This is a genomic window from Methanoculleus nereidis, from assembly GCF_032944295.1.
GTDB classification, from domain to species: domain Archaea; phylum Halobacteriota; class Methanomicrobia; order Methanomicrobiales; family Methanoculleaceae; genus Methanoculleus; species Methanoculleus nereidis.
The window spans coordinates 121,795-147,224 of sequence record NZ_JABFFQ010000003.1 but is presented as its reverse complement, the minus strand read 5'-3'; the positions used below and the strand labels follow the sequence as shown (position 1 = coordinate 147,224).

23 protein-coding genes and 1 tRNA gene are annotated in these 25,430 nt (G+C 62.8%); 8 read left to right on the top strand and 16 right to left on the bottom strand.

The annotated features are described in order from the left end of the window. Positions 1-315 precede the first annotated feature (315 nt). Positions 316-453, top strand: a complete 138-nt coding sequence (locus tag HL657_RS06235; protein ID WP_276832671.1) for a hypothetical protein — start codon at positions 316-318, stop codon at positions 451-453. A gap of 407 nt (positions 454-860) precedes the next feature. Then, positions 861-1,529 carry a DUF2115 domain-containing protein gene (locus HL657_RS06230; protein WP_317295964.1) on the top strand — a complete coding sequence of 223 codons (669 nt, stop codon included), beginning with the start codon at positions 861-863 and terminating at the stop codon, positions 1,527-1,529. Positions 1,530-1,647: 118 nt separating this feature from the next. Here HL657_RS06230 and HL657_RS06225 read toward each other — a convergent pair. The 8 genes from HL657_RS06225 to HL657_RS06190 form a co-directional block, all read right to left on the bottom strand. Continuing rightward, a tRNA-Leu gene (locus HL657_RS06225) sits at positions 1,648-1,730 on the bottom strand. A 101-nt stretch (positions 1,731-1,831) separates the two neighbouring features. Next, a complete protein-coding gene (locus HL657_RS06220; protein WP_317295963.1) occupies positions 1,832-5,689 on the bottom strand; it encodes a DNA-directed DNA polymerase II large subunit in 3,858 nt (1,285 codons plus the stop codon). A gap of 58 nt (positions 5,690-5,747) precedes the next feature. Next, positions 5,748-6,341: a CheB methylesterase domain-containing protein gene (locus HL657_RS06215; protein WP_317295962.1), complete on the bottom strand. Its 594-nt coding sequence runs from the start codon at positions 6,339-6,341 to the stop codon at positions 5,748-5,750. A gap of 15 nt (positions 6,342-6,356) precedes the next feature. Continuing rightward, positions 6,357-6,743, bottom strand: coding sequence for a response regulator (locus HL657_RS06210; RefSeq protein WP_317295961.1), 387 nt, complete (start codon positions 6,741-6,743; stop codon positions 6,357-6,359). Positions 6,744-6,787: 44 nt separating this feature from the next. After that, entirely contained in the window at positions 6,788-8,686 is a 1,899-nt protein-coding gene (locus HL657_RS06205) for a sensor histidine kinase (RefSeq protein WP_317295960.1), read from the bottom strand. Between the two features lie 29 nt (positions 8,687-8,715). Next, entirely contained in the window at positions 8,716-9,243 is a 528-nt protein-coding gene (locus HL657_RS06200) for a HEAT repeat domain-containing protein (protein WP_317295959.1), read from the bottom strand. A 26-nt stretch (positions 9,244-9,269) separates the two neighbouring features. Beyond that, complete coding sequence (locus HL657_RS06195; protein WP_317295958.1) at positions 9,270-10,472, bottom strand: HEAT repeat domain-containing protein; 1,203 nt, start codon at positions 10,470-10,472, stop codon at positions 9,270-9,272. Between the two features lie 57 nt (positions 10,473-10,529). Further along, positions 10,530-11,084 carry a type 1 glutamine amidotransferase domain-containing protein gene (locus HL657_RS06190; RefSeq protein ID WP_317295957.1) on the bottom strand — a complete coding sequence of 185 codons (555 nt, stop codon included), beginning with the start codon at positions 11,082-11,084 and terminating at the stop codon, positions 10,530-10,532. 230 nt (positions 11,085-11,314) lie between these two features. On the opposite strand from HL657_RS06190, the gene HL657_RS06185 reads away from it, so the two are divergent. Continuing rightward, positions 11,315-14,011 carry a cation-translocating P-type ATPase gene (locus HL657_RS06185; RefSeq protein ID WP_394804645.1) on the top strand — a complete coding sequence of 899 codons (2,697 nt, stop codon included), beginning with the start codon at positions 11,315-11,317 and terminating at the stop codon, positions 14,009-14,011. 15 nt (positions 14,012-14,026) lie between these two features. Then, positions 14,027-14,266: a hypothetical protein gene (locus HL657_RS06180; protein ID WP_317295955.1), complete on the top strand. Its 240-nt coding sequence runs from the start codon at positions 14,027-14,029 to the stop codon at positions 14,264-14,266. A 7-nt stretch (positions 14,267-14,273) separates the two neighbouring features. Here the strand turns inward: HL657_RS06180 and HL657_RS06175 are convergent, their stop codons facing one another. From HL657_RS06175 to glnA, 3 genes are all read right to left on the bottom strand, one after another. Next, entirely contained in the window at positions 14,274-14,558 is a 285-nt protein-coding gene (locus HL657_RS06175; RefSeq protein WP_317296019.1) for a HEAT repeat domain-containing protein, read from the bottom strand. Between the two features lie 89 nt (positions 14,559-14,647). Then, entirely contained in the window at positions 14,648-14,911 is a 264-nt protein-coding gene (locus HL657_RS06170) for a HEAT repeat domain-containing protein (protein WP_317295954.1), read from the bottom strand. 105 nt (positions 14,912-15,016) lie between these two features. Further along, on the bottom strand, positions 15,017-16,345 hold the full coding sequence (gene glnA, locus HL657_RS06165; protein WP_317295953.1) for a type I glutamate--ammonia ligase: 1,329 nt from the start codon (positions 16,343-16,345) through the stop codon (positions 15,017-15,019). A 108-nt stretch (positions 16,346-16,453) separates the two neighbouring features. Here glnA and HL657_RS06160 point away from each other — a divergent pair, with 108 nt between their 5' ends. Further along, positions 16,454-17,494, top strand: a complete 1,041-nt coding sequence (locus HL657_RS06160; RefSeq protein WP_317295952.1) for a class II glutamine amidotransferase — start codon at positions 16,454-16,456, stop codon at positions 17,492-17,494. After that, complete coding sequence (locus tag HL657_RS06155) at positions 17,491-18,999, top strand: glutamate synthase-related protein (RefSeq protein WP_317295951.1); 1,509 nt, start codon at positions 17,491-17,493, stop codon at positions 18,997-18,999. Before HL657_RS06160 ends, HL657_RS06155 begins: the two co-directional genes overlap by 4 nt. Positions 19,000-19,005: 6 nt before the next feature. On the opposite strand, the gene HL657_RS06150 is transcribed toward HL657_RS06155, so the two are convergent. The 5 genes from HL657_RS06150 to HL657_RS06130 all read right to left on the bottom strand — a co-directional run bounded on the left by HL657_RS06150 (position 19,006) and on the right by HL657_RS06130 (position 24,161). Continuing rightward, a complete protein-coding gene (locus HL657_RS06150; RefSeq protein ID WP_317295950.1) occupies positions 19,006-20,166 on the bottom strand; it encodes an aconitase X catalytic domain-containing protein in 1,161 nt (386 codons plus the stop codon). After that, positions 20,166-21,407, bottom strand: coding sequence for a UbiD family decarboxylase (locus tag HL657_RS06145; protein ID WP_317295949.1), 1,242 nt, complete (start codon positions 21,405-21,407; stop codon positions 20,166-20,168). Before HL657_RS06145 ends, HL657_RS06150 begins: the two co-directional genes overlap by 1 nt. Further along, positions 21,400-21,954, bottom strand: coding sequence for a UbiX family flavin prenyltransferase (locus HL657_RS06140; protein ID WP_317295948.1), 555 nt, complete (start codon positions 21,952-21,954; stop codon positions 21,400-21,402). Before HL657_RS06140 ends, HL657_RS06145 begins: the two co-directional genes overlap by 8 nt. A 14-nt stretch (positions 21,955-21,968) precedes the next feature. Then, on the bottom strand, positions 21,969-23,177 hold the full coding sequence (locus HL657_RS06135; protein ID WP_317295947.1) for an HD domain-containing protein: 1,209 nt from the start codon (positions 23,175-23,177) through the stop codon (positions 21,969-21,971). Between the two features lie 435 nt (positions 23,178-23,612). Then, the gene (locus tag HL657_RS06130; protein ID WP_317295946.1) at positions 23,613-24,161 is read right to left on the bottom strand and encodes a hypothetical protein; all 549 of its coding nucleotides are present in this window, start codon (positions 24,159-24,161) and stop codon (positions 23,613-23,615) included. A 131-nt stretch (positions 24,162-24,292) separates the two neighbouring features. Between HL657_RS06130 and HL657_RS06125 the strand changes: the two genes are divergently transcribed. Further along, the gene (locus HL657_RS06125) at positions 24,293-24,814 is read left to right on the top strand and encodes a MarR family winged helix-turn-helix transcriptional regulator (RefSeq protein WP_317295945.1); all 522 of its coding nucleotides are present in this window, start codon (positions 24,293-24,295) and stop codon (positions 24,812-24,814) included. Positions 24,815-24,821: 7 nt separating this feature from the next. Then, positions 24,822-25,130, top strand: coding sequence for a hypothetical protein (locus HL657_RS06120; protein WP_317295944.1), 309 nt, complete (start codon positions 24,822-24,824; stop codon positions 25,128-25,130). Positions 25,131-25,430 lie beyond the last annotated feature (300 nt).

Here is a 25,430-nt window from a genome sequence, read left to right as displayed (position 1 = left end):
CACAACCGTATCATCGGTGCATGACGGGGGCGGGAATTATACAAGCATTTCTTGCACAAATGTCAGCGAAGGTATCCCCGCTCCCGGTGTGCCGGGTCACCGGGAATGTTCCCAAGTGAAGATCAACCCCGGTCGGGAGCGGTTCTTCAGGTTCGGAGAGGCGGTTTTCCGGGCCGGGAGCGGCGGCCCCTATATCTGTTGAACTGGCCGATTTTTGATTTACCCGGAGTTTTTCTGGCTGGTACAACGATAGGCATATGTATATGGTGAAAAACGGCAAATAGAACCATTCAAAGACGTAGCGAGGTTTACTATATGCCGACGAGCAAGAAACAAATGGAGAAACTAAACAGAGCAAAGAAGGCCAAGGCAGAAGAACTCGCGCAGCAGGCGGCTGCAGGTAGCCAGGCCGCCAAGAAGAAACTCAAGAAGCTCGAGAAAAAGATAAAGTGAGCCTCCCGGAATTTCAAACCGTTTTTTCACTTAAGGGCTGATACAACGAACTGTACAAGACGCAAAATGCTTGCGTCATGAGGGCAGCAAAAGGCTCAATGTTTAAGCTCACTATATTCCCGGGCCTCTCTTATGGTTCTCCGGATCGTGGTGGGACGTGCCGGGGAGGCTCCTGTTGCGCCTTCCCCGGGCATCGCTGCCGCGAACTACTAACGAACTACTAACTTCTACTAAATTAGTAGTTCAGGAATCTGGCCCCCTGAACAGATCCCCGGGAAGGCCGGCCCCGGACTCAAGGAGACATACCTCGCGATCTGCCTCTACAACGCTGCTGCGAATGGGGCCAGCGGATGTGAGGTCACGGTCCGGCTGCGGGGATCCAGACAATGACAGCAGTTTTCAGCAGAGTGACAGCAACTGCTGTCAACATCCACCAGATTAATGGAAGATCACCAGTATACCCATACTGGAAGGAGTTCGATCCAATCACGGCAGAGGAAGAGACGGGTACAATCCATCAAATGGCCCGGCGGATGGCGACCGCGGTAACAAAGGGAGATCTCGGATTGCTCCTCGCCGAAGAAGTCAGTCGTTACTCGCTCATGGATCTTCAGATCATCGGGGGGCGGCTGCACGCGGAGATTATCCGGCTGCCCGATCCCTACCGGAAACAGGTGCACCCCTTCATCACCGAGCAGTTATTCGGCACTCACCACCAGCTTCTCGCCATGCACCGGTCGGGCCGGTTCCGGTCAATGACCGAACCGATCACCGATCGTGCAACGTTCGTTGAGTTCTGCAATATGATTCCCGATGGATGCTTCCGGCGGGATGAATCTCCGGAACGGATCCCGTTTCGGAATACACCCCGACATCGGGCCTTTTATTACCTGGTCTCGGCATTTACGATCTTCGTGCTCGACCGCCCGGGTCACCCGGTGGGAATGCCGTTCCCGGGAGGGTTTCGGGTCGAAGAGCACAATGGGTCTTTTTATTGTATCATCCGTGACCGCGAAAAGGAAGTCCCGTTCTCGATCTGCAACTTCTGCCCCGCACTGCAGACCGAGGACGGGTAGTTCCGGGTGGGCAACCAGGGCGAGGGGTTGACGCTCCAAAACGAATCGGCACGAGATGGAGTGATACAGAGCATGTGGAAAAAAGCCTGGCCCTGCAAGAGGTATTGACAAACCAGAATGCGAGTGGCAGGATTCGAACCTGCGAACTCCTTCGAGAATCGATCTTGAGTCGATCACCTTTGGCCTCTCGGTAACACTCGCGCCTGTACCTCTTGAACCTCTAAAGTAATGAGCTTGATGGCGGCCGGCCCCGCCGGACGAAGACACGATCCCGGCACGGCCTCCGGCGCCCTCCAGCCCCTCTACATAAAATCCGCGAGCCCGAGCTGCTTCTCCGGGGGCTGGCCGAAGGTGGACTCGATCTGCATGAAGAGCACCTCCACCCGCTGCTTCGTGTAGTCCGATATCGCGTAGGTCGCACAGATGTTGCGCGACATCTCCAGGTACTTTTTCACCGAACCCTCGTGGACGGTCGGGATGACGTGCCCCCCGCAGCGGGTGCACTTCCCCGCAAGCGGCATCCGCCGATACTTCGCGTTGCACTTCATGCACCGGACCTTTTGCTTGGAAAACGCGTTGAGGTTGCCCTGGAGGTCGCGGATGAAGTGGGTGTTCAAGACCCTCTCCGCGACGTCGTCCTCGTCCACCGCCCGGATCTTCTTTGCGAGGTCAAGTTCCGCATCAAGTTTGTCGAGCATCGAGCCGAGCTTCGTGTAGGTCGACTCGAGCGGCCCCGCCGAGATGTTCGAGGTCTGGTGAGTAAAGAGGAACCCCTCACACTGCGCCGGCGTCCCGAGCCGCCGCTCCACCCGGTCGACGTAGTCGTCGAGGTCTTTTGGATGGGCATAGGCAAGACACCCGTTGTAGACCTCGATCGGGTAGTGGTCGCAGACGTCGACGTTGAGACTCTCCTTGTCGACTTCCGCCGGGTCGATTCGGGTGGTCAGGACGAGCGGCGCATCCATCGTCCCGCCCCGGGTCTCGGGGAGATAGGCCCGGGAGAAGTTGATCAGGCCGTCGAGGAGGAGCATCACGCAGTCCTCGTCGCCGTCGCACTGTCCACAGAAGATGCCGTTTGCGACCAGGGTATGGTTATCGGCGACCGTCAGGCAGTAGACCCGGTCATCGAGCGCCTGCACGGTCTCACGGGAGACGACCTCGTCCGCCACGACAAGCCCGCCCTCCTCCACCGGGACGCGGTCGCCGACCGCGACCTCGAGCCCCTTGATCTTGCGGAGGTAATCGGTGTCCCAGACCAGCATCGCGTGGTCGGGTGTCACCGAAAGAACCCGCCCCCGCCTTGTTACGAACCGGATCAGGTGCGCCGGGGCGCGGTGGACGGAGACCGAAGTCACCCTCTTCAGGCTGGTCTTCCCCTGCGGGTCGATGCTCCGGACGTAGAACGGCTGGCGGGGATCGGAGTAGAACGTCCCGACGTGATCGATCCCCGGCTTCGATATATCGAAGTTCTCCGTCACGAACTGCCGGATCGGCAGCGACATCCACCGCCGGCCGTCGGAGACGGTGATCTCCGTATCGCCGGAGAAACAGTTCCGCCGTTTCGCCGCGTGGAAGAACGGGTGGCCGTAGCCGACCGGCGCCTTCGAAAACCCAATCAGCCGGGCGAGAACCCCGGCGCTCGTGTGCGGGGCAAGCCCCATCAGGAGGTGGCCGACGAGATCGAGAGGTTTTTCCGCCTTATAAAACGGTTCGAGCCCGTAGAGCCGCACCAGGAGGTCGTCGACGAACTTCGCCACCCGGACCAGCCACTCACCGCAGCCCTCCGATACCAGGATGTCCTGGTGGCGGAGTTCGAGCACCTGGTCTTCCGAGACGAGTTCCCGGCCGTAGGTGTCGTGGGTGTAGCCAAGTTCGCGGAGCCGCTCGATGGGGACGCCAACCTCGTCCGGCCGGAAATGAGTCAGGGGAAGGTCAATCATATCGTAGCGAACGGTGCCGTCCTTGAAGACATAAAGGTTCTGCAGCGCCCGGAGGATCCCCTTCTCGATCGGCTCCACCGGCCGCTCACGCGAGATCAGGCCCTTCACGCCCTTTAAGAGCGCGACCGAGGACTCGCGCACCCCGAGGCTCTCCATCGCCGCCGAATACTCGCTTTTCACGTTGATCGTGACCTTCTGGAGACAGACCGTCTCCACGTTGCACCGGGGGCAGACGTCCTGCCCGACGTCTTTGCCGCATTTCGGGCACCGGAAGACCGGGTTCGTGTGCGCCCCGCACTCGCAGAGGTTCTTGTAGGTGAAGGCGCCGCAGGCGGGGCAGTGCCGTTCCCCGACCTCCGCCTCGATCACCCCGCCGTCCGTATTCGACCGGGGCTTCGAGGAGCAGGCCGCCTGGAACGACCGGCGGGCGCCGCCCTCGTCCCCGATGGGGAAGAGCGAGTGGGGCGGCGGGCGCATCTCACGCGGCTTCGACTTCCCCGGCCGCCCCATCCGGCCGCCGATACGGGTGCCCGCCCTCGAGCGGACTGAAAAACCCGAGAGGTGCATCACGAGGCCGAGCGAGTTCTCCATCGGGGCGTCCTGCCACGCCGGCCGCTTCGTAAGTTGCAGCGTCAGGCCGAGGCAGGCGAGGAACACCAGATGCTCGCGGATCGCCAGCCGGTCCCCCGAGAGGTGGTGGGGCACCAGGAGCTCCTCGAGGATCGCCTTCACCTCCGCAGTGTTCGGGATCATCAGCACCCCGTCCTCGACCCTTCCGCCGGTGCTGACCGCTTCTGCAAGGTGGGCGATATCGGCCGGGGCGACGTCGTCCCACATGTAGGTGTAGTCGGGATGGAGCGGAACCCCGTCAAGCGCGAACTCGATCGCCTCAAGCTCGTTCTCCGGGTGCCGCGCCCCGCCCTCGAGCATCCACCACTCCTCGCAGTAGGCCGGCGGCATCAGGGGATGATTGTTCTCCATGAACTCCCCAAAACTGACCAGCATCTCGCCGACGTCCAGGATCTCGTCCACCTGGCCGGCAAGCCGCCGGGCCTCCGCCGCGTCGTCCACCCGGCGCACCTCCCCGCTCCTGAGTTTGACCGTCGGCCCCTGGATCGAGTCCACCGGCACGACCCCCGCCGCCTTCCCCGGGCGCTCGACCTTCATCTGCGTCCCGACCGCGAGGAAGTCGCCGAGGATGTGCAGCGTCGCCGGGTTGAAGCCCGCAGCCGCAAACCCGGTGTTCCGCGCCCGGCCGAGGCGCAGCCGGAACCCGCCCTTGCGCATCGGATACGAAAAGACCGGCCGCCCGCCGATCAGGTCGCGGATGTACTTGTCTTTCGGCTTGATCGCGGCACTTGCATCGTCGTCGTCGCTCTTCGGACCGCCACTGATCAGTTCCTCAAGCCAGTCCCAGCCCTCCATCTTCATCTTCCGGACGTTCTTCTGGACCTTCGGGGCCTTCAGGGCCAGCCCTTCCGCGACGACGAGCGCCATCCCGCCCCGGACGGTGTTCGTCTCCACCCGCTCCAGGTTCCGGTAGCCGCTCACCTCCTGCTGCTCGGTCGGCTCGCCGTCGATGCAGACCGGGCAGTTCTCGATGATCATCCGGAGCTCCTTCTCGCTCGGGAGATACTGGAGGCTCATGATGTTGTTGTACTGCCGGATTTCCTCGATATAGCGCTCCACTTCCTCAGGCCGGGGGATGTAGCGGCCGATCCCGAGCGCCTGGCGCACGTAATCGCCTACCAGCACCGAGAGCGCCTGCGCCGTCCCGCCGGCGCTCCGGATGGGACCCGCGTAGTAGATCTTCAGGTAGTCCGTCCCGTCGTCGTTCTTCCCGAGGCTGACCTTCGCAATCCCCTCTGTCGGGGCGGCCACCACGCCTTCGGTCAGGAGCGCCATCGCTCCCCGGATGGCGTGGTCGAGGATCTCCTCCGGCGTGGTCTCGCCGAATTTTCGTGCTGCAAAATCGTCGCCGATGCGGAGCGCCGCCTCTTCGCGGGACATCTCCTGCTCGAGCTCCCGTATCCGCGCCGCGATACCCTTGTAACCGAGGAGCGCCTCCACACGGTCGGCGAGGTCGCTTGCCACCGGGATCTCGATCTCCGTCCTTGGATCGATCCCGCGGGCCCGTGCAGCAGCGGCGAACTGCATCGCGGACTCAAGCCCGGCTACGAGTTCCTCGAAGTACCGGGCGGTAGCAGGTGAGACCTCCATGTAGGGAATATGGGTTCTTCACGCATTTAGATGGCGCGGGATCAGGTATGGGGCGCCTTCAGAGGGTGCCTGCGATCTGGATGATCCTCTCCCGGATCCCTTCCGGCGGGAGCATCTGGTCCACGTTCCCGGTCTCGAACGCGGCGCGGGGCATGGCATGGATGGCGCATGTCCGGAGGTCCTGCGCGATGGTGGCACCGCCGATAGTCTTGATGTGGCGAATCCCCTGAGCCCCGTCGCTCCCCATCCCCGAGAGGATCACCCCGACGATCCGGTCGCTGCCGCTCCGCTTGAGCGACGTCATGGCAACGTCGATCGAGGGCCTGACATACTGCACCTTCTCGTCGTCGAAGAGACTGATGGTCCGGTTCCCAACGAGTTTCAGGTGGATATCACTTGGGGCCACGTAGATCGTGCCGTGCTCCACGGGATCACCGTCCTCCGCGACCCTGGCCTCCATCCGGGACGTTTTTGCGAGATGCCTGCAGAGTGCGCTGTTAATATGGTGCGGCATGTGCTGGACAATGACGATAGCGGCATCGACGAGCGGGAACCGTAAAAAGATCGTCTCCAGCGTTCGCGGGCCGCCGGTGGAGGAACCGATGATCACGATCGTCCGGCCGTCACAGGAAAGGGATGCAGAGTTCTCCATGCGCGCTCCCATTTCTTATGCGAGGTAATCGAGGTAGCCCTTCACGATGGCTATGATCTCATTCGCTTCGAAAGGTTTTGTGATGTAATCGATGACATGTTCCTTAAGGTAGTCCAGTTCCCCGTCCGGAACGTCTTTTGCAGTAAGCATCGCAACGATATTCCCTTCCATCAGGCCTCGATCGATCATCTCTTCGATCGTCTCCCATCCATCCTTCTGGGGCATCATGATATCCATCAGGATAACGCCCCGGAACCCCTTCTCCAGTTCCCTGATGCATGCATCACCGCTCTCTGCGGTGACGACCCCGATCCCCTCCGGCTCGAAGAGTTCCTTCATCACCTCGAGGATGAACACGTCGTCGTCGACGACCATAATCCGCCGGCACGGCACTTCCGCCATCTGCTCCCCTCCCCGGACCCCACCCGGATCTCAGGTAGTTCTCTCTACCTCGAACCTGTATATAAGCCTGCGGATTTTCTCCGCGGTCCTTCGGCCGCTTCCAGGGTGAATAAGACGGTCGAACCCATTCCTTCCCCGGCACTCTCGGCCCATATGCGCCCCCCGTGCCGCTCGATAATCCGCCTGCAGATGGCAAGGCCGAGGCCCGGGGAGTCGAGGTCGTGCCGGGAGGAGTCGGCCTTATAAAACTCGACGAATACCCGATCGAGCTGTTCGGACGCCATGCCGATCCCGGTATCGCTGACCGCAACGATGACAACATCCTGCTCCCGCTTAGCGTCGATGCTGATTGTTCCGGTTCCATTCGGCATGTACTTAATGGCGTTGGCGATCAGGTTGTCGAATACCTCGCCCAGGAGCACCCTGTCGGCCCTGATGGTGAGCCCTGCCGGAACGTTGTTGTTGAGGGTGATCTCCTTTGCCTTGAAAAGCGGCGCATAATTCAGGAGAATGTTGTCCAGTTCGGCACGCAGGTTCAGCGGTTCGAGATCGAGTTCGATGTAGAGCGAGTTCATCCGGGCGAGCTGGAGGGTTTTCTGGACCAGATCTTTCATGTAGGTCACGTTGTGGCCGGCGATCTCGAGGAGGCGCCGGAGATCCGGATCCTGCTCGCGCTCGATGATCCTCGGCATGAGCGCGACCAGCGGTGTCAAGGGCGTCTTGAGGTCGTGCCCGAGCTGCGATATGAACTCGTCCTTCTGGGCAAGGAGTTTCTCGACGTCGGCGGTTCGCTCCCTGACCATCGCGTCGAGTTCCTGGTTGACGAGACTGAGCTGGCTTCGCAGCACCTCCAGTTCCCGGTTCTTTGCCTGAAGGTTCCCGGCAAACCCTTTGAGTGCCTCTTCCGCCTGCACCCGCTGGGTGATATCGATCCCGAGCTGCAGCATCAGGGGCGACCCGTCCGTGTCGGTGAACGGGTAGGCGTGGACTTCGTAGGTCTTCCCGTTCATGTGATCCCACTCCCACCGTTGCGGGTTCCTGAGGGTAAAGACCAGCGTGCTGTGGCAGGGGTTGCAGGGCCTGCGGGTGCCGCGCTGCACCTCGTAGCAGGGTCTATCCCCCGGAGTGCCGAAGGTCTCCCGGAATGCCTTGTTGGCGAACCGGAAGGTGTGGTCCTCCGCCTGCAGGGTGATGTAGGCGGGGAGCGTGTCCAGGACTGAGAGAAGGCGGCTATGTTCGGCGCTCAGGGCGGCTTGTGCTTCTTTGTACCGGGTGATGTCCGAGACCCGGCAGGCGATGACGGCATTGTCGAAACAGCGGCCCCAGAGAACCAGCCAGCGTGTTTTACCTTCCCGGCAAACGAACCGTGTCTCGAGGACCACGTTGCCCGCATTGGGTTTTGCCCGGGTGAAGAACCGTTCGCGATCTTTTGCGAACGGCCAGATCCTCGATACCGGCAGGTTCTGCAGCTCCTGCACCGTGTAGTCCAGGAGTTCCGCGAAGTCGCTGTTCGCGTCCACTATCGTCCCGTCCTCCTGCCGGAGAAGGAACGCCCCGCCGGGGGCACGTTCCATGGCCTCCTGGCGGCGGGTCTGTTCCCGGGTCGAGTAGCCGACGGTCGAAGCGAGCGACGCAAGGGCGATCATGGCGACGAGCGGAAGGAACGCACCCGGTTCGGGGTATGCGCGCAACATCGTGACACCGAGAGAGGCAAGTCCGAGCACGGTGGCGGCGACGATCCCCCTCTCGTGGTAGAGATAGCCGGCGATTGCGGCAGGAACAAAAAGGAGAAACCATAGGATGGGGTTGGTGCCGGGAGGCTCCACAAGGAGCGCGGCAAGGACCGCAATACCCGAAGTTCCTGCAACCAGGACCATCCGGGGTTTCAGGTAGCGCCCTATCGGCAGGAGCGGAAAGGGGCTCTTTGTGATTCGAGCTGCCATCAGACCCTATGGATCTGAAGGCTTCCGGATCATTTATTATTCGCGGATCGGCTGTCTGCCTCCAGTGCTTCGGTGAGCGGGCCGGCTCCCGGCTCCCCCATCTTCCAGAGGAGGAGCGCAGCGCGTTCCTGCGTCTTCGGGTCGGGGCTCTGCATCAGGCGGAGGAGCGGTTCGACCGCCGGCTCCCCGATCCGGCAGAGGGCCATCGCGGCAAACGGCTGGAGGGCCGCATCAGCGCTCTCGACGATGCCGACGAGGGGTTCGATGGCAGGCTCGCCGATCCCCGTCAGGGCCGCCGTGGCGTATCGCCGGAAGTCCCGGTCGTCTGCGGTGCGCATCGCCGCGAGGAGGGGTTCGATGGCATCCTCGCCGATCTGCACCAGCGCACGGGCGGCGTACCACCGGACGTCGTTGTTCCCGGTCTGCATTGCGTCGATGAGCGGCCCGACTGCCGCTTCTCCGCTTGCCCCGAGCTCTGCTGTCGCCGCCCGGCGCGCCGCGAGAGGGCCGTCCCGGAGATCGGCGATCAGTTCCGCGATCCGGGTTCTGTCAGTCATAGCGTCCAGGTACACCTTCGCGGGTGTTATGTCTTCCTGATGCTGCCGAGTGCCTCGCGGGCAGCCTCGCGGACCTCCTCCCTCTCGTCGTCGAGTGTCCGGATCAGGGGGTCGGCCGCCCGCCGTTCCCCGATATCCCCGAGGGTTCGCGCGGCACCCGCGCGGACGCGCCAGTCATCATCGGTGCGGAGCGCTTCAATGAGCGACCTGACGGCGGGTTTCCCGACAAACCCGAGAGCGGCGACCGCTCCCTGCCGGAGCAGATCGTCGTCCGTCCGGAGCGCCTCGATGAGAGAGAGGAGGGCAGGCTCGCCGATGTCCCCGAGCGCGCCCGCCGCACGCTGCCGCACGTCCCCGTCGGGGTCGCGGAGCGCATCGATAAGGGCCGCAACGGCACTCTCTCCCCCGATGCCCCCGAGCGCCAGCGCCGCCCCCCACCTGACGCGCTCGTTCCCGGTGGAGAGGCTCGCAATGAGCCCTTCCCGCGCGGCCTCGCCGATAGCCCCGAGCGCGAGAGCCGCCCTGCTCCGGACGTAGGTCTCCTCGTCGTTGAGCGCCCCCATCAGTGCCGGGATCGCTGCGGGGTCGCCGATCTCGCCGAGAGCGACCGCGGCCATCCACCGCACATCGACATCGTCGTTCCGGAGGCTCTCGGCGAGCGGCCCGACGGCCGGAGGGCCCAGTCTTCCGAGGGCCTCCGCCGCCTTCCAGCGGACGCCGACCTCCGGGTCCGCGAGGAGGGCAGCGAGCGGTTCGACCGCGGCGGAAACGCCGGCGTCGCCCAGGCACCCCGCCGCCTGGTAGCGGGTCTCCGGGTCCCGGCTCGAGAGCCGGGCGATCAGCCTTTTCGTATCCCGGTCACATGCGGGTGCCCCGGGCCCCCCGATACGGAAGTGGAGATCGCCGGCACGCCTGCCCGCAAGCTCGAAGAGGTAGCCGAGGAGGTATGCCGCGACGACGAAGACCCCCGCGCTTACGAGGATGCCCGGGCCCGGGGGGCCGTAGAAGAGATACTCTACAGCAATGTGGACCGCGGCGAGCAGGAACCCGACGGCGACTGCGCGTCTGCGGTACCAGAACGCGGCGAGGATGAGCACCAGATAGAAGAAGTGGGTATACGTGACCGTGTTAACGAGGAGATCCAGCAGAACGGAGAGCGCCGTGACGAGAGCAATTATCGCAAGCCTGCCCCATTCCCGTGAGTTCCCCGGCAGACCTGCAGGATTCATCCTGATGATCGGGTGCGGGCCGCATCCATAAAGAGTTTGTGCGGCCCCGCTCCCCCCTCACCGCTGCTCTGCGCCCGCGGTTTCTACCTTCCTGCCGGCGGTCTCCTTCAGTTTCGCAAGCGACGCCTCGATGAACACGGGGATGTCATCCGGCTGTCTGCTCGAGACCAGATTGTCGTCGATCACGACCTCCCGGTCGATGTACTCCGCACCGGCGTTCTTGATGTCCTGTGCGACGGACTTCCAGCCGGTGATCTTGCGGCCCCGGAGCACCTGCGCGGTGATAAGGAGCTGGGGCGCATGGCATATGGCGAGGATCGGTTTGCCGCTCCGGGCAAAGCGGCGCACGAACTCGACGGGCGCATCGTGGGCCCGAAGTTTGTCGGGCGAGTAGCCGCCCGGTATGAAGAGCGCGTCGAAATCGTCCGGTGATACGTCCGATGCCGCCCGGTCGATCGTGACCGGCGTCTGATCCTTCTTCCCGTGCACGGTCTCTCCTGCGGAGAGGCCGACGTGGATGAGGTCGTGGCCGCCCTCCCGGAACGCTTCCGCGGGCTTTGTGTACTCGACATCCTCGAACATATCCCCAACCAGGACTGCTATTTTGCTCATCGTCATTCCTCCAGGGCCGGACTCCCGACCCGGCCCTGATCGGCTCGGCCGGAAGATATAATGGTATCGGGACCGGGAACCGTGGGCGTCCGGCTATCCCTCCGGCCGCTCCGGCCGCTGCTGCGGCTTTCTCCCGGATGTCGGAGCGATCTCTATACCTTTTTATAGCCCTGCGCAGAACCGGGAACATATGCCCGTGCCGACTGGAGAACCCGGCAGAGGCGCCACCCATGGGAGGAAGGCCTCTGGCTGACTGGTACACCCTCTCCGCGGAGGAGGTCCGCCGGGAACTCGGCACCGGCCTGTTGGGCGTAAGCCCGGGAGAAGCGGAGGAGCGGCTGCAGCGCTACGGGAAGAACGTCCTCCGCGAGGAGGCCCGGGAGACCCGGCTCCAGGTCTTCCTCCGGCAGTTCAAGAGCGTCCTGATCGTCATCCTGATCATTGCGGCGGGAATCTCGTTCCTCGTCGGCGAGCCCGTCGACGCCGCGGCCATTCTCATCATCGTCGTCTTGAACGCCCTGCTCGGGTTCTCCCAGGAGTGGCAGGCCGGAGAGGCGATCGAGGCGCTCAAAAAGATGCTCGTCCAGCACGCCGTGGTCATCCGCGGCGGGGAACGGCAGGAGATCGATGCTGCGGGGCTCGTGCCGGGGGATATCGTCATCCTTGAGATGGGAGAACGGGTGCCTGCCGATCTCTTCATCACGGATGCGACGTCGCTTGAGGTGGACGAGGCGCCGCTGACCGGCGAGTCGTCGCCGGTGGACAAGGCGCCGGGGTCGCTCCCCACCGGGACGGCTCTCGCCGAGCGGAGCAACATGGCTTTCGCGGGCACGACGGTGGTCAACGGGCGGGGGCGGGGCATCGCGGTCGCCACCGGGATGCAGACGGAGTTCGGGAAGATCGCCGGCCTCTCCCAGCGGGTCGCGGACGAGACGACGCCGCTTGCCCGGCAGATGGACCGCCTCGGCCGCGATCTCGGGCTGATCGCCATCGGCATAGCCGTGCTCGTCGTTGTCGTCGGTCTCCTGCAACAGCGCGGGTTCCTGGAGATGTTCCTGATCGGCGTCTCACTCGCGGTGGCGGTGATCCCGGAGGGCCTCCCGGCGGTCGTGACGCTGACGCTCGCCCTCGGCATCAAGAACATGATGCGGAGGAACTGTCTGATCCGCCACCTCCCTGCGTCGGAGACGCTCGGCGCGGTCTCGGTGATCTGCACGGACAAGACCGGGACCCTCACGCGGAACGAGATGGCGGTCGTCCGGGTGAGGACGCCTGATACGGAGGTCGCGGTGACCGGGACCGGGTATCTTCCGATGGGCGAATTCCTCGTTGAGGAAAAACCCATCGACCCGCTCGCCGACCCGGGGCTCCGGCAGTTCCTCCGCACCGGCCTCCTCTGCAACCACGCGACCCTCATTCTCGAGGAAGGGGGATGGCGAATCCTCGGCACGCCGACCGAGGGGGCGCTCGTCGTCGCGGCGGAAAAGGCCGGCCTCTCCCGTGACGATGCCCCGGAGGCAGCGAAGGAGTTCTCGTTCAACTCCACCCGGAAACGGATGACGATCGTCTACCGGGAGGCGGAAGGGGACGTTGCCCACGTGAAGGGGGCGCCGGAGGTGCTCCTCTCCCTGTCGTCCCGGCTGCTCCGGGGGGGTTCGGTCGTGCCGCTCACGGACGATCTCCGGGATACGCTTCTCTCCGAGATCGAGGAGTATGCGTCGCAGGGACTCCGGGTGCTCGGGGCGGCGTACCGCCCGCTCCCGGAGGGCCTCGCGTGGACCGAGGATACGGTGGAGCAGGACCTGATCTTTCTCGGGTTCGCCGGGATCGTCGACCCGCCGCGCCCTGAGGCGGCGGAGGCGATCCGGCTCTGCAGAAGCGCCGGGATCGACGTGATCATGATCACGGGGGACAACCCGCTGACCGCCTACGCCATCGCCCGGGGCCTCGGGCTCTCGAGCGAGGGGGCGCTGACGGGGGCCGAACTCGAGGCCTTGAGCGACGACGAACTCGAACTGCGTCTCCGGACGACGAAGGTCCTCTCCCGGGTCACGGCAGAGCACAAACTCCGGGTGATCGATATCCTCTCCCGGAATCAGGCGGTCATCGCCATGACCGGCGACGGCGTCAACGACGCTCCGGCACTGAAGAAGGCGAGCATCGGTATAGCCATGGGGATCAAAGGGACGGATGTGGCGAAGGAGTCGAGCGACATGGTGCTCGTGGACGACAACTTCGCAAGCATCGTCGCCGGCGTCGAGGAAGGGAGGCGGGAGTACGACAACATCAGCCGGTTCACCCGCTACCTCCTCTCCTCGAACGTCGGAGAACTCGTCGCGATCGTCGGCGGGCTCCTCCTCGGGCTGCCGCTCATCCTCATCCCCGTCCAGATCCTCTGGATAAACCTGGTCACCGACGGCCTCACCGCCCTCGCCCTCGGCCTCGAGCCTGCCGAGCGGGACGTCATGCGGAGACGCCCGCGGGACCCCGGGGAGGCCATTCTCACGCGGAACGCTTACCTCGTCATCCTCATCCTCGGGGTTTGGCTCGGTCTTCTGACCATCTACGTCTTCTCCGGCCTCTACGAGACCAACCTCGACAGGGCGCGGACGATGGCGTTTACCGGCCTCATCATCTTCGAGCTCTACAACGTGCTGAACTTCCGGTCGTTCCGGCAACCTCTCTACCGGGTCGGGTTCTTCTCGAACCCCACTCTGCTCCTCGCGATCCTCGGGAGCCTCGCCCTCCAGGCATTGGTCGTCTACGTCCCGATCTTCAACACCTTCCTCGGGACCGCGCCGCTGACCCCGGGTGACTGGGGGCTGCTCGCCCTCCTCGGGCTGCCGGTGCTGATAGCCGGGGAAGCCTACAAGATTCTCCTGCTGAGGCGGGGGAATGATGCGACGGGCCGAAGGGCCGGAGCATGAGCACCGGAGGTGCGATTGCGACTGAATCTCCGCCGGGATACGGGCGTCTCGATGGATACCCGGGCGCGAGCGCTCGCGCCCGGCGGGAACAGCACGGCTATCGGGGCTTCTGCAAACAGCGCCGTCCTCGGGATCGTTGCAGGGAACGGTCTCTCCGTCTCGTGTCTGGAGTTCCTGACGGTACGGACGTTCGTGCTCTTCGTTACAGTGGCCATCGGGACGGCATTCCTCCGGCTCAACTTCGTCATCCCATGAGCCGGCGTTACCGGGTCGGCGGGATCCTGGACTCCCGGGTCGCCTCGACCTCCTGGAGCCGGCCGACCACCCACCTGTACGCGGTCGCGGCCGCCTCCCTGACCGAGGCGCTCGGGTCCTCTCTTCGCATCCGATCAAGCGGCTCCCGCGCCTTCGGGTCGGCGATCGTCCCGAGGGAGAGGGCCGCCTGCGCCCTGACATACTCGTCGGGGTCCTGGAGGGCCTGGATCAGCCCGCCGACGTCCCGGGCGTCACGCATGGTATCGACCTCATCGATTGTCGCCATAGCAATCTCCTGATCGTTTCGCGTAGACGTCCCGGCGGTATATATGCCTTGCCAGGCGGACCGGAGGGGGCCCCGAAGCGCGGGTTCCCGACCGCCTACGTCCGGCCCTCCGCCGCCTTCCGGTCCGCGAGCCTTCCCACCACCCGGGCGTGTGCACCGGACGCGGCCCGCCGGACGCCCGTATCAGAGTCCGAGAACTTCAGCCGCACGAGCGCCTCCAGCGCCCGTTCGTCGCCGACGGTGCCGAGCGCCTCGGCGGCAGTCAGCCGCACGTTCTCGGCGGGGTCTGAAAGCGCCGCAACCAGCCCGTCCACATCCCTCTTCCGCCGCATGGTATCGATGTCCTTTCTCTGCGTCATATGCCTCTCCGATTATCAGATACGGCGCATTTAAGGCACTCGGCGTTATGAACGTTGCGGAAGAGCATCATGCAGGACGCTTATGGCTTGCCTGCCAAAAAGAGGTTAATATGCCGCCAGATACCGGTCGAGTTCCCAGGGGTGGACCGTCGTCCGGTAGGCATCCCACTCGGCTTCGGCAACGCTCGTGAGCGCCTCGACGACGTGGGGGCCGAGCGCGTTGCAGATGAGGTCGTCAGCAAGCAGGGCGGAGTGAGCCTGGTGGAGGTCGCCGGGAAGCGTCTCGATCCCGTTCTGGCCCCGCTCGGTGGACGTCATGTGGAAGATGTTCTTGTGAACATCGGCCGGGGGCTCGATTTCGCTCCGGACCCCGTCCATCCCGGCGGCGAGCATCGCCGTGAAGGCGAGGTAGGGGTTGCAGGTCGGGTCGGGGCTGCGGAACTCGACCCGGGTGCTGTTGCCCCGGGGCGCCGGGACCCGGACAAGGGCCGACCGGTTGCTCGCGCTCCAGCTGATGTAGCAGGGCGCTTCGTAGCCGGGGACGAGCCTCTTGTAGGAGTTGACCGTCGGGTTCGCAATCCGGGTGATCGCCGGCGCGTGTTCGAGCAGCCCACCGATGAAGTGCATGCAGGTCTTCGAGAGCTGGAGGGGGGCGTCGGGGTCGTAGAAGGCGTTCACCCCGTCCTTTGCGAGCGAACAGTTCACGTGCATCCCGCTCCCGTTGATGCCGGGGATCGGTTTTGCCATGAAGGACGCGTGCAGGCCGCGCATCAGCGCCATCGTCTTGACCGCGAATTTGAACGTGATGACGTTGTCTGCGGTATGGAGGGCATCGCTGTACTGGAAGTCGATCTCATGCTGGCTCTCGGCGACCTCATGGTGCGACGCCTCAATCTCGAACCCCATCTCGATGAGCGCAAGAATGGCCTCGCGCCGGAGATCCTCCGCGAGGTCGGTCGGTGCAAGGTCGAAGTAGCCGCCGACGTCCTGGAACTGCGTGGTCGGCCGTCCCTCGAGCATCTTGAAGAGGAAGAACTCCAGTTCCGGCCCGGTGTTGAAGACGTAGCCGTCCTTCGCCGCATCCTCCATCGCCCGCCGGAGCACGTAACGCGGGTCGCCCTCGAACGGTGTGCCGTCCGGTTTGCAGACGTCGCAGATGAACCGGGCAACCCGGTTCTCCCGGGGCCGCCAGGGCAGGAGGGTGTAGGTCGAGAGGTCGGGTTTGAGCACCATATCGGACTCCTCGATCCGGACGAACCCCTCGATCGACGACCCGTCAAACCCGATGCCGCCGGTCAGTGCCTTCCCGACCTGTTTTGCCGGGATGGCGACGTTCTTGGGCATGCCAAGGAGGTCGGTGAACTGCAGGCGAAGGAATTTGACGTTGTCCTGTTCGATGCGCTCGAGCATTGCTGAGATGTTGTCGAGGGTCATATGGAAGGAAACTTCCTTCCAATAGTATTTATACTTAGCGGGATTACACCTATCAGAGCGTTCCCCGACTGCCTGGAGGCGGAGGGGGGCGGGTCGACCGTGATGACAATGTGCGGCATAATTGGCGTAATGGATAAATCTCGCCGGACGATGGACGGTTCCGGTATCCGACAGGCCCTCTCCATGATGAACGAACGCGGCAGCGGCGAGGGGGCGGGGTATGCAGCCTACGGCATCTATCCCGACTACCGGGACTGCTACGCCCTCCATGTCTTCTTCGACGACGTCCACGAGAACAAACCGCTCCTCGATTCGGCGCTCGCGCAGTGGGGGACGATCGAGCACGACGAGGCGATCCCCACCTGCGACCGACCGGGCCTCCGTGCGGTCCACACCCCCTGGCGCTACTTCTTCAAGCCCGACCCATCTCTCGCGGCGCCTGAGGACGAGATCGTCAGCGCTCTCGTGATGCAGGTCAACGCCGCCCGCCGCGGCGCGCTCATCTTCTCCTCCGGCAAAGACCTCGGGGTCTTCAAGGCCGGAGGGTGGCCCGAGGACGTCGCAGACTTCTACCGGATCGAGGACTACGAGGGCTACATCTGGCTCGCGCACAACCGCTACCCGACGAACACCCCGGGGTGGTGGGGCGGCGCACACCCGTTCAACCTCCTCGACTGGAGCGTCGTCCACAACGGCGAGATTACCTCCTACGGGACCAACCGGCGCTACATCGAGAGTTTCGGGTACACCTGCACGATGTTCACGGACACCGAAGTCATCGCTTATTTAATTGACCTCATGGTGCGGCGGCACGGCCTTGACATCGACCTCGCCGTCCGGGCACTCGCGCCGCCCTTCTGGGAGGAGATCGGCCGGATGCCCGCGGCGGAGCGGGAGTGGAACAGTGCTCTGCGCCTCGCTTACGCGTCCGCGATGATGAACGGGCCGTTTGCCATCGTGGCCGCGAACCGCGACATGATGATCGGGTTCACCGACCGGGGCAAACTCCGGCCGATGATCGTCGGCGAGTGCGATGACCGGCTCTACATCTCAAGCGAAGAGGCGGCGATCCGGGCGATGGAACCCCGGGTCGAGTCGATCCGGATGCCGGCCGCGGGCGAGCCGGTGATCGGGAGGGTTATCGCATGATCGGGAGCCTCCCCCCGCGCTATCGGATCAGCGTCGACCCAGTCCGGTGCATGGAGTGCGGGCGGTGCATCGAGAACTGCGCTTACGGAGTCTTTTCGCGGGACGGAGACCGGATCTTCGTCAACTCCCGGAACTGCACCGCCTGTCATCGCTGCATCGCCTGCTGCCCCCGGGACGCCATCAGCCTTGAGGAGCACCCCTGCGACTACCGGAGCCACCCTCTCTGGACCCGGGAAGCCCGGGAGGCGATCTACAACCAGGCCCGGACCGGAAAGATCATCCTCGCCGGGATGGGCAATGCCCTCGACTACCCGGCCATCTTCGACCGCCTGGTGCTGGACGCCTGCCAGGTCACGAACCCGAGCCTCGACCCGCTCCGCGAGCCGATCGAGGTTACAACCCACCTCGGAAAGAAGCCTGCAAGCCTCGATCTCCGGCGGCGGGAGGGCGGCGACGTCGAACTCAGGACCCGCCTCACCCCGAACCTCCGCATCGAGACCCCGATCATGATCGGGCACATGAGTTACGGGGCGATCAGCCTCAACGCCCACCTCTCGATGGCCCGGGCGGCAAAAGAGACCGGGACCTTCATGGGCACCGGGGAAGGGGGGCTGCACGCCGCCCTCCACCCCTACCAGGACCGGATGATCGTCCAGGTCGCCTCCGGGCGGTTCGGCGTGAACATCGACTACCTGGAGCGCGGCGCCGCGATCGAGATCAAGATCGGCCAGGGGGCGAAACCGGGGATCGGCGGCCACCTCCCCGGGGAGAAGGTCTGTGCAGACATCTCCAGAACGAGAATGATCCCGGAAGGCAGCGACGCGATCAGTCCCGCGCCGCACCATGACATCTACAGCATCGAGGACCTCGCCCAGCTCGTCCGGGGGCTCAAGGAGGCGACGGAGTGGAAAAAACCGGTCTTTGTGAAGATCGCCGCCGTCCACAACGTCGCCGCCATCGCCGCCGGCATCGCCCGCTCGCCGGCTGATGCGGTCGTCATCGACGGGTTCCGGGGCGGCACCGGCGCGGCGCCGATGGTCTTTCGCGACCACGTCGGCATCCCGATCGAGGCGGCGGTCGCGAGCGTGGACAAAAAACTCCGCGACCAGGGGATCAGAAACGAGCTCTCGGTCATCGCGAGCGGGGGTATCCGAGGAAGCGCCGATCTCGCGAAGGCGATCGCCCTCGGTGCGGACGCGGTCTACATCGGCACAGCGGCGCTCGTGGCGATGGGGTGCCGGGTCTGCGGGAACTGTTACCGGGGTCTCTGTCCCTGGGGGATTGCCACCCAGCGGCCCGACCTCGTGGCGCGCCTGAATCCCGACGAGGCGTCGAACCAGGTGGCGAACCTGATCCGGGCGTGGACGCTCGAGCTCTCCGAACTCCTGGGTGCCGCCGGGATCAACAGCATCGAGAGCCTGCGGGGCAACCGCGACCGGCTCCGGGGCTACATGCTCGACGAGGGGCTGATGCAGGTGCTCGATGTCAGAGGGGTGGGGGCGTGAACGCCCTCACGACGTCGCGACCTCGACACACTCCTTCCTCGTCCCGATCCGGGCAAGCGCCCCACACATTCCCGGGACGTAGGCGAGGGCCTTGCCCGAGTCCACCATGATCGAAGCGAACTCGTCCATCCGGGGCGAGACGACCATGCAGGTATCCGGGATCACCCGGGCGCCGCTCCGCTCGATGACGCTCACGAGGTCGGGGTTGTGCCTCGCGACCCCCTTTGCGGCGAAGATGTAGAAGGGTTTCGTCGTCTTCTTCCCCCGCAGAAGTTCCGCGAGTTCCTGGAGTTCGTCGGGGGAACAGTGCGGACACCCGACCGCGACCGCCTCGACCTCGGTCTCTGCAAAGAGGGCTTCGACCTCGTCCTCCGTGACCGTCACCCGGTCGAGGTCGCCGGTATCAAACGCGAAGACCCGGGCCTCGGGGGTAATCTTATCCACGTGGAAGAGGGCGACCGCGCCGGTCGCGGCCATCGCGGCGCCGAGGGCTTTGAGGTGGTCGCGGTTCGGCCGGATACCCTGGAACAGCGGGATCCTGTTCCCCACCTTCTTCCCTGCGACGTGACCGATGGCCCCCCAGTGGCCGGCATGCGGGCCCGTACCGCACTCGACCTCGACGACGACCTGCGGCCGCCGGTTCTCGACGATGTGGAGGCCGTAGTACGGAGTCTTTCCGATGATCGCCGCCGCAAGGGCACTCGGTCCGCCTTCGCGGTTCGTCCGTGCGCCGAGAACTGAGTTTGCGTAGGCGACCGCCGAGGACTCCGACCAGGCAAGGTGCTCCCCGTACTCCGTGATGCGGAGGTAGTAAGGCGTGCAGGTACACTCTACCCGGATTCCGAGTCTCCGGTAGGCCTCAACGACCTCATTCTGACGGCGGGCGAACTCCTCGTCGATCCCGAACTCCTGCCACCCCTCCCGCGGCATCCCGATGGGGTTCAAGACCGCCGGAACCGCCGCCCGGGCGTTGAGGCTCTGCAGCCAGGAGAGCCCCCATTTTCCGATGGTCTTGTAGGACGCACCGCTCACCTGGGCGCTCGTGATCGGGACGAGTTTCTCGGCCTCGTAGACCCTCCCGAGCGCGACCAGGATCTCCATCATCTTCTGGCGTGTCTCGCCGAACTCGCCGGCGAGCACCTTCTCGTCATCATCGTCGAGATACATTACACCCACTCCGCTCTTTTGAATTCGTCCTCTCTTCCCATAACCATCGTGGCATCGACCCCGACCTTCACGTTCGTCCCGTCTCCAAGGCGCGTCGGGTCGAGCGACGAGCCCCGTACGCCGGTGACGACCATGATATCGGTATCGCCCCGTACCCTTGTCGCGATCGCGTATTCGACGTCGTAGGGGTCGTGGATGTTGATATCCTCGTCCACCACCACGACATGTTTTACGGACGTATGGGCGGCAAACGCCGCCATGATGGCATTCTTCGCGTCTCCCTGCGTGTTCTTCCTGATCTGCACCACCACATGGAGGTAGCCGGCCCCGCCCTTCGTGAGGAGGACGTCTTTGACCGTCGTCACCTCCCCGACGGCGCGGTAGATCTTCGGTTCGTAGGGCGCTCCCATCAGGAGTTTGTGCTCGTCGCCGGCCGGGAGGATACCGTGGTAGATGGGGTCCTCCTTGCAGTACATCTTCGTGAACTCGATCACGTGCTGCTGCCGCACAGGGTCGTAGGTCCCGGTGATATCGACGAACGGGCCTTCTGCCGCCTTTTCGGCACTGATGTAGCCCTCGAGGACGATCTCGGCGTCGGGAACCCGGACGCCGTTTTCGCACTCCCGGACGGCGAGTTCCCCGCCCATCAGCTCCGCGGCGTAGGCGAGTTCCTTTCCTTCCGGGACGCGGGTGCAGGCGGCGAAGGTCACGAGGGGATGGGTGCCGACGGTGACCGCGACCGGGAGTTTCTCCCCCCGGGCGAGCGCCGCTTTGAGCAGGGTATGGGTGTGTCTCCCTTCCACCAGGCGGGCGACGACCCGGTGGCCGTCGAGGACCATCATCCGGTGGATGGAAGCATTCTCAACGCCGTCATAGCGCGAAAAGACGATCCCGGACGTGAAGTAGCGCCCGGCATCGCCGGGAAAGTGCTTCATGATCGGGAGGCGGGAGAGGTCGGCAGGGATGCCGCCCTCGCACCGCCCGGCATCTACCACGCGGCCGCCGTAGGTCATGCCCGCGAGGTGTCCAACGAGATCACGCTCTTCCACGCCGAGCGCCGCTGCAAGCGCTCCGCGGCCGGAGAGAAGGTTCATCACCCCCCTGCGCCCGTCAAGGTCACGGAAGAAGAGGATTTTGTCTGTCCGGCTCGCCATACGGGGAGCCTCGTAGACGGTCGAGCAGGGGCTCTCGATCTCCTCGACCCGGCCCTGCTCCCGCATCAGTTCGATAAAGTTACGCATCGTATCCGCTCCATCGGGTCCCGAGGTCATGTTTGACTCCCATGTGGTCGAGCATCCGGGCCACCACCATATCGACGAGGTCGTCGATGGTCTCCGGGTGCTGGTAGAAGGGAGGGCTTGCGACCATCACGGTCGCGCCGGCCTCGTCGGCGGCAAGCATATTCTTCAGGTGAATCCGGGAGAGCGGCATCTCCCGGAGAAGGAGAAGGAGGGGCCGCCTCTCCTTGAGGCAGACGTCCGCCGCCCGGACGATCAGGTTGTCGGCGAACCCGTTGCTGACCGCTGCAAGCGTCTTCATGCTGCAGGGCACGATCGCCATCCCGTCGTAGCGAAACGATCCGCTCGCAATATCGGCCGCGAGGTTGCTGTTCTCGGCGTATATGGCGTCGAACCCCTCAAGGTTCACGCCTTCGATCCCGGCTATCTGCCGGGCGGTATCGGAGATGACGATGTGCACCGTTGCGTTATCGCAGAGCACTTCGAGGAGGCGGCGGGCGTAAACAACCCCGCTTGCCCCGGTGATCCCGACGACGAATTCCTTCTTCATGCGCTCCTCATATGTTATGTCACTACGAGTTTATCCTGTTTTGTCGCCCGCTTCACCCGGAGCACCTCTGTTGCCGCCTGCTCCACGGTGTCCCGCTGCTCCTCTACGGTATAGACGCCGAGACGCCACTGCTGCCGCCGGGTGTCGTTTAAGGTGTTGATGAGGGGGGAGACTTCCTCGATATCCACCATCGCGTGGCTGTTCCTGACCCGGACCTCCATCGAGAGCGCCCGGGGGAGCCGGGGGATGTCGACGAGGACTGCGTCTTCCGTGACGCCGGCGGTCCCGGCGATCTCGCGGGCAATCTCCCGTTCCCGGGCGGGGCCGGGTTCCTGCCGGAGGGCTGCGGCGTTCACCCGGTCTTCGCCGATATACAGCGCCCGCTTGTAGAGGTCCCGGGCGTAGACCCTGCGGGCGAGGTCGCGGACGATCGGGGAGGGGGAGTGCTTCAGTCGCTCCATGCAGGCGGCGTCGTCCATCCGCATCAGTTCGCGGGCGTCAGTGCCCGGGACGTTCTGCACCTCTTCCCGGAGAGCGTGGACGAACATGCTCGTCGCGATCCGGCTCACGTGATGGAAGTAGACCGCCGGGCGCATCAGCGTCCGGGCGATGAGGAGCGACTCGGCGGCGTTGATCCCGCCTTCGTGCAGGGCGATCCCTGAGGGGGTCATGATCGTCGACCGGATCAGCCGGTGTGCGTCGACCGTCCCGTAGGGGACGCCGGTGTAGTGGGCATCCCGCATCAGGTAGTCCATCCGGTCGACATCCAGACTGCCGTGGATGATGCTTGCGAGGCGGTGCTTCCCCGCGACGACGGCGCAGACCTCGGCGGGGTCGAGCCCCGCCTCTTCGAGGATTCCGGCGATCGTCCCCTCGCGGACGAGATGATCGATCTGGTGGTGGCTCCTCCCCGTGAACTCCTCCATCACCGGCTCGGTGACGTGGGAGAAGGGGCCGTGGCCGATGTCGTGGAGGAGGGCGGCCGTGGTGACGAGTTCGGTCTCGCCGGCGTCGAGCCCGAGCTCGCCCGACATCAGGCCCGCAAGGTGCATCGTCCCGAGCGAGTGCTCGAACCGGGTATGGTTTGCCCCGGGGTAGACGAGGTTTGCAAACCCGAGCTGGGTGACGTGCCGGAGCCGCTGGACGACCTCTGAGTCGAGCAGCCGGAGCGCGAGCGGTTCCGCCTCGACGTAGCCGTGCACCGGATCTTTGATGATCTTCATCGGTTCTGTTAAGATTCTTGGGAGATGGAAGATAAAGGTATTTGAAGGCGCGCGGCGTGCGGGGCGGTTTTCTTTCGGCGGGAGCGCGATGTGGCTGTGGGGGTGGAGCGCTCCGGCGGCGGGGAGGGACATTTCGGCGGGGAAAGATCGAGTAAATCATTTTCTGGATAGAGGAAACTACGCAGGCATTTCGGGAAGAGATCGCAAGTTCTTATGGATGCTTTAACGATGCCGATGCACTAAACAGACTAATCATCATCGCAAAGAGCCCAGAGAGGTTCACTGCAGAAGTTGAAGAGCGGGTACCCAGTAAGGTAATACCGATTCTCAAAAGCAGGAGATCGGGGCTTTTCAGATCGGAGTGGTTCGAGGAGTTAGTCCCGCACATAGTTCTGGCAGAACACATCCCTGAGGTAGGGTGAGCATGTTCGGATGTTAGAATCCATAGAGATCAGCGAGGCTACGTTCGCAGAAACGCCTTGCGGGTTTGTAGATTTGTTCAATAGTCTTAAAGAACTCTATATCCCAACCATGCTCATTCTGCGCAATCCGTCCCTTGAAAACACCCCCTGCAATTTTTTCCAATCCTTCTTCAATGTAAATGGCAACAGGCTGGTCTTCCTTTATACCATGTTGAATTAAAGTGCTTAAACGCTGGAATTCCATCGAAACCGACTGAATTAGATAGTGTTCGTTTGGGTTTTCTTTAACAAAAACGAAAATGTGAATAGAACTTTCATCCATCAACAGGTCGCTAAGTTTGATATCCTTTATGGACCCGTCTTCGGTTCCGGGATCCAATCTATCACAGTAGTCTTCAGAGATTCTGGTGTTCAGGTAGCCATTTGCCCGTAAGTAATCTCTCAGCGCGAGAAGATCTCCCTTTCGCGACTGCTGGAATGAACCATAGATTGCAATGTTAATATTTCCCTTGAAATATCTGTGTAGTTGAACCCTATTTGCGATTTCGTTAGGTATCTGCACTCTATGGCTCATTTGACAAGTTTTTCGTCTGCGGGACAAATAACAATGCTAGTTGCTATGATGTAACTGAGATCCTGGGAAACATTGATATAAGTTACAATTATAGAACTGATATAGATGGGGGCATCAGGATGGATCAGATAGTCATGGAGGCTTACTTAAACCGGGTACCTGTTGAAATTCGTGAATCCGTGATGGAACTCTCGACGGATGCTAAATGGGCTGTATACATAGCGCTTACCCTCGAGAAGGAGATGTATTTCAATGAACTCAAGGATACCTTCGTAGCGAATCCACGTGAGATGGATCGTATACTGAAGTCCTTGGTTGATGGAGGTCTAATCGCGAAAAAGGTGAGGAGCCTGGAAGAGATTGGCGATCGGAGGAAAGTGTATTACAAATCAACAAACTATGGGAAAAAGATGTTAAATGCCTTGTGTGACGTAGTCCTTCCTCCTGAGAGTCTGATTAAGTACTATAAGTTCACTGCGAGCGAGAGAGCGAACTACTGGGCTATGTCTTCAGTAACTGTGAAAAGAGGCAGTGAAACCGATCCACAGAATTGGAAATTTGACCAGACACCTGCCCAAAGGGACGTCTTTGATACGAAACTAACAATCACCAGCGCAAAACAAGCAGAGATTAAGGGGTGAGTTAAAAATGACTGCAGAAAACCAGAAGCAAGCGTTGAAACTTGAAATAGTAATGGATCCTGAATTCAAGACGACTCACATAGATGGTGCTATTGTAACTTTGAATCCAAATTTCGGCCAATTAGCACTGACATATGATCAGCCTGAATTCAAAGTTCGTCCAAATGGCGATATTTACACGGATAGAATTCAAAAACGGGTAATACTTGATGCAAGATTGTCTCCTGAGGCGTTTAGAGCACTCGCCTACACCATGATGGAACATGTGCAACAATATGACGAGTGGCTTAAGCAGCAGAAATCGGAACAGAAATAGTTCGATGTCCCTGGTGTAGAGGGACAACCTCCTTTTTCCTTCCTCTAAACCGATATAAATTGCCATATGAACCGAAGCCCCATGACTATGACCCTGGCGGTCACCCCAGATATCATGCTTAACGTTTGCAATTTCCTTTTGTTTCGCGACTTTAACTGCGTCCCCAGTTTCCGCTTCAGCCAGACCCCGTAGATGGGCGCTCCCCGGCCAGCACCACAATGCAGACCGCGGGGATCCATATCGGGTAAGTGAGGTAGCACCACCTGATGGCTGCCGAGATCACCGGGAGGGTGAGCGCCA

Coding starts and splice junctions, on each gene's coding strand:
- HL657_RS06205 (WP_317295960.1), bottom strand. CDS start 8,686: ATGGCAGCTCGAATCACAAAGAGCCCCTTTCCGCTCCTGCCGATAGGG.
- HL657_RS06200 (WP_317295959.1), bottom strand. CDS start 9,243: ATGACTGACAGAACCCGGATCGCGGAACTGATCGCCGATCTCCGGGAC.
- HL657_RS06160 (WP_317295952.1), top strand. CDS start 16,454: ATGTGCGGCATAATTGGCGTAATGGATAAATCTCGCCGGACGATGGAC.
- HL657_RS06125 (WP_317295945.1), top strand. CDS start 24,293: ATGGATCAGATAGTCATGGAGGCTTACTTAAACCGGGTACCTGTTGAA.
- HL657_RS06140 (WP_317295948.1), bottom strand. CDS start 21,954: ATGAAGAAGGAATTCGTCGTCGGGATCACCGGGGCAAGCGGGGTTGTT.
- HL657_RS06210 (WP_317295961.1), bottom strand. CDS start 6,743: ATGGCGGAAGTGCCGTGCCGGCGGATTATGGTCGTCGACGACGACGTG.
- HL657_RS06190 (WP_317295957.1), bottom strand. CDS start 11,084: ATGAGCAAAATAGCAGTCCTGGTTGGGGATATGTTCGAGGATGTCGAG.
- HL657_RS06215 (WP_317295962.1), bottom strand. CDS start 6,341: ATGGAGAACTCTGCATCCCTTTCCTGTGACGGCCGGACGATCGTGATC.
- HL657_RS06170 (WP_317295954.1), bottom strand. CDS start 14,911: ATGACGCAGAGAAAGGACATCGATACCATGCGGCGGAAGAGGGATGTG.
- HL657_RS06135 (WP_317295947.1), bottom strand. CDS start 23,177: ATGAAGATCATCAAAGATCCGGTGCACGGCTACGTCGAGGCGGAACCG.
- HL657_RS06185 (WP_394804645.1), top strand. CDS start 11,315: ATGGGAGGAAGGCCTCTGGCTGACTGGTACACCCTCTCCGCGGAGGAG.
- glnA (WP_317295953.1), bottom strand. CDS start 16,345: ATGACCCTCGACAACATCTCAGCAATGCTCGAGCGCATCGAACAGGAC.
- HL657_RS06235 (WP_276832671.1), top strand. CDS start 316: ATGCCGACGAGCAAGAAACAAATGGAGAAACTAAACAGAGCAAAGAAG.
- HL657_RS06220 (WP_317295963.1), bottom strand. CDS start 5,689: ATGGAGGTCTCACCTGCTACCGCCCGGTACTTCGAGGAACTCGTAGCC.
- HL657_RS06120 (WP_317295944.1), top strand. CDS start 24,822: ATGACTGCAGAAAACCAGAAGCAAGCGTTGAAACTTGAAATAGTAATG.
- HL657_RS06150 (WP_317295950.1), bottom strand. CDS start 20,166: ATGTATCTCGACGATGATGACGAGAAGGTGCTCGCCGGCGAGTTCGGC.
- HL657_RS06195 (WP_317295958.1), bottom strand. CDS start 10,472: ATGAATCCTGCAGGTCTGCCGGGGAACTCACGGGAATGGGGCAGGCTT.
- HL657_RS06145 (WP_317295949.1), bottom strand. CDS start 21,407: ATGCGTAACTTTATCGAACTGATGCGGGAGCAGGGCCGGGTCGAGGAG.
- HL657_RS06155 (WP_317295951.1), top strand. CDS start 17,491: ATGATCGGGAGCCTCCCCCCGCGCTATCGGATCAGCGTCGACCCAGTC.